Annotated in this window: 3 protein-coding genes and 1 pseudogene; all 4 read left to right on the top strand. The window is 46.7% G+C overall.

Annotation, left to right across the window (positions count from 1 at the left end):
• Positions 1-642 (top strand): annotated as a pseudogene (locus EDC52_RS19735) (VENN motif pre-toxin domain-containing protein); the annotation flags it as partial.
• Positions 643-941: 299 nt separating this feature from the next.
• Positions 942-1,856, top strand: a complete 915-nt coding sequence (locus EDC52_RS20190) for a TNT domain-containing protein (RefSeq protein WP_230468117.1) — start codon at positions 942-944, stop codon at positions 1,854-1,856.
• The gene (locus EDC52_RS19720) at positions 1,857-2,249 is read left to right on the top strand and encodes an Imm63 family immunity protein (RefSeq protein ID WP_131868042.1); all 393 of its coding nucleotides are present in this window, start codon (positions 1,857-1,859) and stop codon (positions 2,247-2,249) included. It begins immediately after the preceding gene.
• Positions 2,250-2,300: 51 nt separating this feature from the next.
• The coding region (locus EDC52_RS19715) for a hemagglutinin repeat-containing protein (RefSeq protein WP_196237782.1) at positions 2,301-2,608 on the top strand (308 nt) is incomplete at its 3' end.

The following is a 2,608-nucleotide window of genomic DNA, read 5'->3' as shown; positions in this document are numbered from 1 at the left end:
ATGGACTATGGGCAGTCAGCTACATCGCTGGGAACGTCAATGACAGACGCCGGAGCCACACCACATGAAATCAATACTGCACTGAGTCATTTAGCTAAAGGGGATATGCCGGACAGCACTAATATCACTAAAGTGATCGTTGATGGTTATAAAGATGGCGTACTGATAGCAGGGGCGGCTTATCTAGGACCCGCAGCATCTGTGGATAAAGTTGCAGCCGGCGGTATCATCGGCGCAATCGCAAACGGGAGCTATCAATGGTTCGATATGAGTCAGCCAGGCAATGAGAACAAATCCTATGACTATATGGGAACTGGCGTGGCGACCATCACGGGCGGCCTGGCTCCGGAAAGGGGCATCTGGCAGAACGTAGGGATAGCCGCCGGCGGGACGATGTTTACAGATGGGCCTGATGAATGGGCTGTTGGTATTTCAGCTGCAGGAGCTGGACTTGGTGGCGTTTTTGGAAAATATGCGCCAGTCGGAGTAGAAATGATATTTAATAATAATGATATTCCTGGTGTGATATATGACCTTGTAGGTGGGTTGGGGACTGAATACTTAGGAGGATATACAAAAAAATTATTGAATGACTCATCCGAAGTGAACACGCATAAAGATAATGAGGAGTCTGGAAAATGATCACTTATCTTAAAATTCTCATTTATTCATGTGCTTATTGTATCTTCTTTTGTGGGTTAATGGGGACTGGCGCCTCAGTATTTATTTATTTCAAAACTGGTTTTTTTCTAATCCCCGAAGGACAGATAATAAGAGGATTTCTCTTCGGATGCATTGCGGGTTCGGCTATAACGTTAACTGTGATAGTGTTTAAGTTAATTGATAAATATAAAGCAAGAGCTAATCCTCCATCAGATCCCTAATAGACAGATATTCCGGTCATATGCCGATTTTTTGTTGTAGAGAATAACTGGCTGAGTGTGAAGGAAGCGGAAAGGAAATATGTTTTAGAGAGTAAGGACAAAGCTGGGGCTATCACGCCAGACGAAAAAAATGAGCTGGCGGCAATCAACGAAACGGACAAAGACCGCGACCAGGCGATAAAAGCGGTCTGTACGGATGGTAATAAAGGGGGTTCAGGCTGCGGAGCACTGGTTGGTCCAGCAGAGGAAGCGCTGAAGAAGTATGGTGAAAACATTACTTACTCGCTGTTGTATAAAGACCTGTACCCGCAGGATGCGAGAAACCTGGAAAGCGTGTTACAGGGGCTGGATAAGGGTAATATAGGCCGTGACCAGGCGATTGCGGCAATAGCGCAGGCATCGGGAGTAAGCTTGGAAACTGCGGCCAGCCGTTATGATACAGCAATGCAGACACAGGCATTGACAGCAGCTCTGGCCGGTGCTGTCGGGCTGAAAGGCGTGATGGAAAAACCGGCTGGGGTCGGTACAATTAAACAACCTTCTGAATCTGGAAGATCTCCATCTCCAGTTGCGGGAAATCTTGCTGTTGACGAAGAGGCTGGGGCCTGGTCACAATACGATAAGTATCGTCGTGATCCATATAATTGGAATTGGCCAAAACAATTAGGTTTTGCAGAAGAACCGGTCAAGACAACGCTTCCTGTAGGAACTCGTTTGGATAGATATGGGGAACCTGCCGGGTCATTCTTAGCTCCCAAAGGAACACCTTACGGGGAAAGAGCGCTGGCTCCAGGTGCAAAAGCTGAAAAATATTACGAATATGAGGTTGTAAAACCATTGCCTGTGATGCAGGGAAAAATAGCGCCTGCTTTTGGTGAAACCGGTGGAGGTGTTAAGATACTGCCTAATATGGAACAACGAGTTAATATCGAATGGCTCATTGATAAAGGCTATCTGAAGGAGATTAAATAAATGGAAGATATAAGCGTAATACAGAATGAAGTTTTCCGATTAGGCGCTAAAGTCAATGTGCCTCATAATGAATTGATTATTATAACTAAACCGTCAGCTTACGGAAAACCATATCTTCATATATCTCAGGATAGCTATGAGTATATTTATTCGGAGAGAGGCTATGAATTTTCAAGAAAATCCACCAAAGATCTAGATGAGTTGCTCTATTGGATTATTTATCCCGCAGTTCACCAAATGGCTGTAGAGTATGAATTAATGCATCGAGTCGATGATTATGAAGATTGCAGGAAAATAATCTTCCCCAAATTGATCGAATATCTAGAAAAAATAAACCCACTTTGGGCTAAAAAGGCTGAAAAAGAATTACCTCCAGTATCATTGTTCAACTGAGGATTAACTGCGGGCTGGGCGTGCCTTTGCCAAGGTTAGGGCGATGGCACGTTGATTGGCCTCAATCTGTCCTATGGCGCCCAGTCATCGACCTCGGAGCAGACCCAGACCCGGCACCAGAGCCAGGGCAGCCAGCTGACCGCCGGCAACAACCTCAAGATCGAGGCCACTCAAGCCGATATCACCGTGCAGGGCAGCCAGCTGCAGGCAGGCAACGATCTGGGCCTGACCGCGCTGACCGATGTCAAGCTGCTGTCGGCGAGTGATACCTCGGTGCTGGACGGCACCAACTCCAGCCTGGGCGGCTCGCTGGGCATCGGCTTTAATATCGGCCAGGGAAAATTGGGACTGACGCTGAA

Source organism: Biostraticola tofi, from assembly GCF_004343195.1.
Classification (GTDB): domain Bacteria; phylum Pseudomonadota; class Gammaproteobacteria; order Enterobacterales; family Enterobacteriaceae; genus Biostraticola; species Biostraticola tofi.
Note: the sequence above shows the minus strand (reverse complement) of the source record. Positions and strands in the feature narration are given on the sequence as shown.

Bases quoted from the DNA above. Each gene is read 5' to 3' on its own strand.
- EDC52_RS19720 (WP_131868042.1), top strand. From the start codon at position 1,857: ATGGAAGATATAAGCGTAATACAGAATGAAGTTTTCCGATTAGGCGCT.